The 6,628-nt window shown below is 77.0% G+C and carries 6 protein-coding genes; 5 read left to right on the forward strand and 1 reads right to left on the reverse strand.

Going from position 1 to position 6,628, the window contains the following annotated elements; all coding sequences use genetic code 11:
* Window positions 1-198: methionine adenosyltransferase domain-containing protein (locus tag AB0D08_RS39975; RefSeq protein WP_359895274.1), on the forward strand; the 198-nt coding region annotated here is incomplete at its 5' end.
* A gap of 167 nt (window positions 199-365) precedes the next feature.
* A complete protein-coding gene (locus AB0D08_RS39980; RefSeq protein ID WP_359895276.1) occupies window positions 366-2,474 on the forward strand; it encodes a primosomal protein N' in 2,109 nt (702 codons plus the stop codon).
* Window positions 2,475-2,647: 173 nt separating this feature from the next.
* Here the strand turns inward: AB0D08_RS39980 and AB0D08_RS39985 are convergent, their stop codons facing one another.
* Entirely contained in the window at window positions 2,648-3,193 is a 546-nt protein-coding gene (locus AB0D08_RS39985) for a hypothetical protein (RefSeq protein ID WP_359895278.1), read from the reverse strand.
* Between the two features lie 258 nt (window positions 3,194-3,451).
* Here AB0D08_RS39985 and def point away from each other — a divergent pair, with 258 nt between their 5' ends.
* From def to AB0D08_RS40000, 3 genes are all read left to right on the forward strand, one after another.
* Window positions 3,452-3,997 (forward strand): peptide deformylase, encoded by a 546-nt coding sequence (gene def / locus AB0D08_RS39990; RefSeq protein ID WP_033821584.1) that lies wholly within the window; start codon window positions 3,452-3,454, stop codon window positions 3,995-3,997.
* An 85-nt stretch (window positions 3,998-4,082) separates the two neighbouring features.
* Complete coding sequence (gene fmt / locus AB0D08_RS39995; RefSeq protein WP_033821505.1) at window positions 4,083-5,018, forward strand: methionyl-tRNA formyltransferase; 936 nt, start codon at window positions 4,083-4,085, stop codon at window positions 5,016-5,018.
* A 90-nt stretch (window positions 5,019-5,108) separates the two neighbouring features.
* Complete coding sequence (locus AB0D08_RS40000) at window positions 5,109-6,539, forward strand: transcription antitermination factor NusB (protein ID WP_033821504.1); 1,431 nt, start codon at window positions 5,109-5,111, stop codon at window positions 6,537-6,539.
* The last annotated feature ends 89 nt before the right edge of the window (window positions 6,540-6,628 follow it).

Here is a 6,628-nt window from a genome sequence, read left to right on the forward strand (position 1 = left end):
GTGCCGGTGCTGAAGATCCAGGAGGCCGTGGTGAAGGTCTTCGACCTGCGTCCGGCCGCGATCATCCGGGACCTGGACCTGCTGCGGCCGATCTACGCGAAGACCGCCGCCTACGGCCACTTCGGCCGCGAGGACGCGGACTTCACCTGGGAGCGCACCGACCGCGTCGAGCAGCTCAAGCAGGCCGTGCAGGCCTGACGCCCGCGCCGGTGGACGGCGGTCGCCCTTCGGGGCGGCCGCCGTCCGCTGCGTTCCCGGGCCCGTCGGCAGGTCGGGGGTGTCGGCGGGGTCGGTTATGTTGTGGTCGGGCCCGGCTCGCCGAGCCGGGCCCGAGCGCGGTGGTACGGGGTCGGAGCACGGGAGCGATGGGCAGCGCAGAGGGCGCCGGCGAGCAGCTGGCCTTCATCCGGGAGACGGTCCGCCGCTCCCGGCCCAAGGCCGCGCGCGGCCTGGAGCTGGCCGGGCAGCTGCCGGTCGCCCGGGTCCTGGTCGACAAGGGCGTGCTCAGCCTCGACCAGTACTTCGACTACGCGGTGCCCGCCGCGATGGACGCCGACGCCCAGCCCGGCGTCCGGGTCAGGGTCCGGTTCGGTGCCCGGGTCGGGGCCTCCGGGCGGCGCGAGGGCGGACAGCTGCACGACGGGTTCGTGGTCGAGCGGCTGGCTGCCTCCGACTACGCCGGGCCGCTGGCGCCGCTGTCCCGGGTGCTGTCGCCCGAGCGGGTGCTCACCCCCGAGCTGCTGCGGCTGTGCCGTGCGGTCGCCGACCGTTACGCGGGCACCCTCGCCGACGTCCTGCAGCTGGCCGTACCGCCCCGGCACGCGGGCGCCGAGGCCGAGCCCTCCCCGCTGCCGCTGCCGCCGCCCCCCGCCCCTGAGCCCGGCAGCTGGGCGCGCTACCCGCAGGGGCCGGCCTTCCTCGGTTCGCTGGCGGCGGGCCACGCCCCCCGGGCGGTGTGGACGGCCCTGCCCGGACCGTCCTGGCCGCAGGAGATCGCCCGTGCGGTGGCCGCCACCCTGGCCGGCGGCCGGGGCGCGCTGGTGGTCCTGCCCGACGGGCGGGCCGCCGGCCGGGTCGACGCCGCGCTGACCGCGCTGCTCGGCCCCGGCCGGCACGCCGCACTGGCCGCCGACGCGGGGCCGCAGGAGCGCTACCGGCGCTGGCTCGCGGTCCGCCGGGGCTCGGTGCGGGCCGTGATCGGCACCCGGGCGGCGATGTTCGCGCCCGTCCGCGACCTGGGACTGGTCGTCGTCTGGTCGGACGGCGACAGCAGCCACAGCGACCCGCACGCCCCGTACGCGCACGTACGGGAGGTGGCGCTGCTGCGGGCCACCGAGGAGGGCGCGGGCGTACTGCTCGGCGGGCTGTCCACCACCGTCGAGGCGGCGCAGCTGCTGCGGACGGGCTGGGCCAGGCCGCTGGCGGCCGACCGGGAGACCGTACGGGCACTGGCACCGCGGATCCGGACCGTCACCGACCTGGACGAGGCGCGGGACGAGGCGGCGCGGGCCGCGCGGCTGCCGTCGGTCGCCTGGACGGCCGCGCGCGAGGCGCTGGAGCGGGGGCCGGTGCTGATCCAGGTGCCCCGGCGCGGGTACCAGCCGCGACTGTCCTGCGGGCGCTGCCGGGAGCCGGCCCGCTGCCGGCCGTGCGGCGGACCGCTGGAGACCGTCGGCGCGGACCTGCCGCCGCAGTGCAGCTGGTGCGGGACACCGGAGCCGGACTGGCACTGCCCCGAGTGCGGCTCCTTCCGCCTGCGGGCGAACGTGGTCGGCGCCCGGCGAACCGCCGAGGAGCTGGGGAAGGCCTTCCCCCGGGTCCCGGTCCGCACCTCGGGCCGGGACGCGGTGCTCACCACCGTGCCCGCCGCGCCCGCGCTGGTGATCGCCACCCCCGGCGCCGAACCGCTGGCCGAGGACGGCTACGCGGCCGCGCTGCTGCTGGACGGATGGGCGCTGCTCAACCGGCCCGACCTGCGGGCGGGGGAGGAGGCGCTGCGGCGGTGGCTGACCGCGGCCGCACTGGTGCGGCCGGCGTCGGCCGGCGGCACCGTGGTGGTGGTCGCGGAGGCGACGGCGCGGCCGGTGCAGGCGCTGGTGCGGTGGGACCCGGCGGGTCACGCCGCGTTGGAGCTGGAGGAACGGGCGGCGCTGCGGTTCCCGCCGGTGTCGCGGATGGCCTCGGTGACGGGGGCGCCGCAGGCGGTGGCGGATCTGCTCGGGCTGCTGCGGCTGCCGGACGGGGCGGATGTGCTCGGGCCGGTGCCGGTGGTGGGTGGGGCCGGCGGTGCGGGCTCCGGCTCCGGCTCCGGCGGAGGTGGGCGGGGGGAGGAGGTCGAGCGGGCGCTGCTGCGGGTCGAGCCGGGGCAGGGGGCGGCACTGGCGGCGGCACTGAAGGCGGCGCAGATCGCGCGGTTGGCGCTGCGGGGGTCGGAGCCGGTGCGGATCCGGATCGATCCGCCGGACATCGGCTGACGGACGGCGGGGGGGTGGACGCCGGGGGGCGGGGGCTCGGGTGGAGGCAGAGTGCGGGTGGTGGGGGGTGGCTCGCGCAGTTCCTCGCGCCCCTGAGGGGGTGGGTGGTGCGGTGGGGGTGTGAGGTGGGGGACCCCCAGCGCCCCTGGGGTGGGGGCGCTGGGGTGGTGGGGTCAGTGGCCGATGCGGGCGGCCTGGGGGGTGAGGCCGCCCTGGCGGGCCTGGGGGACCGAGCGGGAGAGCGGCTGCGGCTGCTTGGGGACGACCGGTTCGTCGTGGTGGGGTGCGGCGACCGGGACGGGTTCGGGGAGGCGGTCGTCGCGTGGGGCGCCGGGGGAGGGGACGGCGGCGGCGGTGAGCAGGTCGCCGGTCGGGCGGCGCATGCCGTACCGGCGGTGGACCGCCTGCTTGGTCACGCCGAGTGCGGAGCCGACCGAGTCCCAGGAGAAGCCCAGTGCCCGGTCGAACTCGACCGCCGCCGCGACCAGGGTCTCCACGCTCTCCCTGAGCTCCTGGGCGAGCCGGACGGTCGGGGCGGGCGCCCGGCCGTACACCACGAACCCGGCCGAGGTGCTGGGCCGCCGGGGCCGGTAGACGTTGCCGAGTTGGGCGGTGAGGGTCCGCAGCGCATCGACCTGCCGCCGCACCCGCTCGATGTCCCGCACCAGCAGGTGCAGGCTCGCCCGCGCGCGGGCGTCGTGGTTGATCTGCTCGGCCATGGCCTGGGTGCCACCTCTCCGTACGGTCCGCCTGACGCGCCCCTGCTCGCCCGCTGGCGGGCAAGGAGGGCAGGGACGCAGTGGCGTCCCGGTCAATTCCACTTGACCAACGCCCGACCGGGGGCCGGGGTCACGCGCCCGGCCGGAGAAGGGTTATGCCAGCTGGTGGGCCGAACGCGACGCGGGCATTGCATAGACTTCCCGGTGGTCCTCCGCGGACCGCGCCCGCCGCCGCCCGACGAACAGGAACCCGACGCCATGGCGATCCAGCCGATCCGGATCTTCGGCGACCCGGTGCTCCGTGCCACCGCCAAGCCGGTCACCGTCTTCGACAAGGAGCTGCGGCGCCTGGTCAAGGACCTCACCGACACCATGCTGGACGCCCCCGGTGCCGGGCTGGCCGCGCCTCAACTCGGCGTCTCGCTGCGGGTGTTCACGTACTACGTGGACGGCGTGGTGGGTCACCTGATCAACCCGGACCTGAGCCTGAGCGAGGACGAGCAGGACGGCCCCGAGGGCTGCCTCTCGCTCCCCGGCCTGCGCTTCGACACCAAGCGCGCCCACGGCGTGGTCGCCAAGGGCTTCGACATGCACGGCGAGCCGGTGACGATATCCGGCACCCAGCTGCTCGCCCGCTGCATCCAGCACGAGACCGACCACCTCGACGGCATCATCTTCATCGACCGCCTCGACCGCGAGCAGCGCAAGGCCGCGCTCAAGGCGATCCGCGAGGCGGAGTGGGGCGCCGGGCCCGCGCCGACCGTCAAGATCTCCCCGCACAGCACCTTCGGCTCCGCCCGCTGAGCCGACCGCCGCCCCGCCCCCGGCCCACCCCGGACCGGACGCCCGCCCCGCCCGCTGACCCCTGCCCCTCTGCAGAAAGGCACCCATGCGCCTCGTCTTCGCCGGCACCCCCGAGGTCGCCGTTCCCGCCCTGGACGCCCTGCTGGCCTCGGACCGGCACGAGGTGGTCGCGGTGGTCACCCGCCCCGACGCCGCGTCCGGCCGCGGGCGCAGGCTGGTCGCCAGCCCGGTCGCCCAGCGCGCCGAGGAGGCCGGGATCGAGGTCCTCAAGCCGGCCAGGCCGAGCGAGCCCGCGTTCATGGCCCGGCTGGCCGAACTGGCGCCGGACTGCTGCCCGGTGGTCGCGTACGGCGCGCTGATCCGCCCCGGCGCGCTGGAGATCCCCGTGCACGGCTGGGTCAACCTGCACTTCTCGCTGCTGCCCGCGTGGCGCGGCGCCGCCCCCGTGCAGCACGCGGTGCTGGCCGGCGACGAGGTGACCGGCGCGTCCACCTTCCTGATCGAGCAGGGGCTGGACTCCGGTCCGGTGTTCGGCGTGGTCACCGAGGAGATCCGCCCGGCCGACACCAGCGGCGAACTGCTCACCCGGCTCTCGCACTCCGGTGCCCGGCTGCTGACCGCCACCATGGACGGCATCGCGGACGGCTCGCTGCGGCCCGTCGCGCAGCCCGTCGACGGCGTCACCCTGGCCCCGAAGATCAACGTCGAGGACGCCCGGATCGAGTGGTCCCACCCGGCGCTGCGGGTCGACCGGCTGGTCCGCGGCTGCGCCCCCGCGCCCGGTGCCTGGACCACCTTCCGCGGCGAGCGGCTCAAGGTGTCCGGCCCGGTGACGCTGCTGACCGGGAGCTCGGAGCTGGCCCCCGGCGAGCTCGCCGTGAGCAAGAACAGCGTCCGGGTCGGCACCGGCAGCCACGAGGTCGAGCTGGGCGAGGTCCAGCCGCAGGGCAAGAAGCCGATGCGGGCGGCAGACTGGGCCCGTGGGGTCCGGATCGAGTCCGGCGAACTGCTGGGCCGGTGACACCGCGGCCCCGGTCCGCCCGTCCACCCCGAAACCCCGTCCGCCCCGAAACTGTCCGATCCGTTGATTCCGTAGCACCTTGAGGCACCAGTGACCACCCCCAGCGCCAAGCGCGCCCCCCGCCCGCACCGCCGCCCGAAGAAGGACCCGGCCCGGATCGTCGCCTTCCGCGCGCTGCGCGCCGTCGACGAGCGGGACGCGTACGCCAACCTGATCCTGCCCTCGCTGCTGCGCGAGGCCGAGCAGAAGGGGATGGACCGCCGCGACGCGGCCCTCGCCACCGAGCTCGTCTACGGCACGCTGCGGATGCAGGGCAGCTACGACGCGATCATCGCCGCCTGCGTCGACCGCCCGCTGCGCGAGGTCGACCCGCCGGTGCTGGACGTGCTCTCGCTCGGCGCGCACCAGCTGCTCGCCACCCGCATCCCCAGCCACGCCGCCGTCTCCGCCACCGTGGAGCTGGCCCGGGTGGTGCTCGGCGACGGCCGGGCCAAGTTCGTCAACGCCGTCCTGCGCAAGATCAGCGCCCAGGACCTGGACGCCTGGCTGCAGCAGGTTGCCCCGCCGTACGACCAGGACGCCGAGGACCACCTCGCCGTGCTGCACTCGCACCCGCGCTGGGTGGTCTCCTCGCTGTGGGACTCGCTCGGCCGCTGGCAGCCGGACGCAAGCGGGCGCAGCGCGATGGAGGAACTGCTTGCGGCCGACAACGCGCGCCCCGAGGTCACCCTGATCGCCCGCCCCGGCCGCGCCACGGTCGAGGAGATCGCCGCCGCGCTGCCCGAGGCCGAACCCGGCCGCTGGTCCCCGTACGCGCTGCGGCTCGCCGAGGGCGGCGACCCGGCCGGGATCGACGCCGTGAAGGAGAACCGGGCCGGTGTCCAGGACGAGGGCAGCCAGCTGGTCGCCCTCGCCCTGGCCGCCGCCCCGCTGGAGGGCAGCGACCGGCTCTGGCTGGACGGCTGCGCGGGCCCCGGCGGCAAGGCCGCCCTGCTCGGCGCCCTCGCCGCGCAGCGCGGCGCGGCCCTGGTCGCCTCCGAGAAGCAGCCGCACCGGGCCCGGCTGGTGGCCCGCGCCCTGGACGGCAACCCCGGCCCGTACACCGTGATCGCCGCCGACGGCACCAGGCCCGCCTGGCGCGAGGGCTCCTTCGACCGGACCCTGGTCGACGTCCCCTGCTCGGGTCTCGGCGCGCTGCGCCGCCGCCCCGAGGCGCGCTGGCGGCGCCGGCCGGAGGACATCGCGGGCTTCGGGCCGCTCCAGCGGGACCTGCTGCGCACCGCGATCCGGGCCACCCGGGCGGGTGGCGTGGTCGGGTACGCTACCTGTTCGCCGCACCTGGCCGAGACCCGGGCCGTGGTCGACGACGTGCTGCGCGAGGAACCCGGTGTGGAGTGGATCGACGCCCGGCCGCTGCTGCCCGGACTCCCCGCGCTCGGCGACGGCCCGGACGTCCAGCTCTGGCCGCACCTGCACGGCACCGACGCGATGTACCTGGCCCTGCTGCGCCGCACCGGCTGACCCGCGGCCGGGGGGGCCCCCCGGGGGGGGGGCCGCCCGGGGGCCCCGGCCCGCGGGGGCCAGCGGGGGGGGGGTGCGCCGGCGCCCGC

It is taken from the genome of Kitasatospora sp. NPDC048540 (assembly GCF_040651175.1).
In the GTDB taxonomy this organism is placed as follows: Bacteria; Actinomycetota; Actinomycetes; order Streptomycetales; family Streptomycetaceae; genus Kitasatospora.

Excerpts from the sequence above, each read along its gene's own strand:
- AB0D08_RS39980 (WP_359895276.1), top strand. The coding sequence starts at position 366 with ATGGGCAGCGCAGAGGGCGCCGGCGAGCAGCTGGCCTTCATCCGGGAG.
- AB0D08_RS39985 (WP_359895278.1), bottom strand. The coding sequence starts at position 3,193 with ATGGCCGAGCAGATCAACCACGACGCCCGCGCGCGGGCGAGCCTGCAC.
- def (WP_033821584.1), top strand. The coding sequence starts at position 3,452 with ATGGCGATCCAGCCGATCCGGATCTTCGGCGACCCGGTGCTCCGTGCC.
- fmt (WP_033821505.1), top strand. The coding sequence starts at position 4,083 with ATGCGCCTCGTCTTCGCCGGCACCCCCGAGGTCGCCGTTCCCGCCCTG.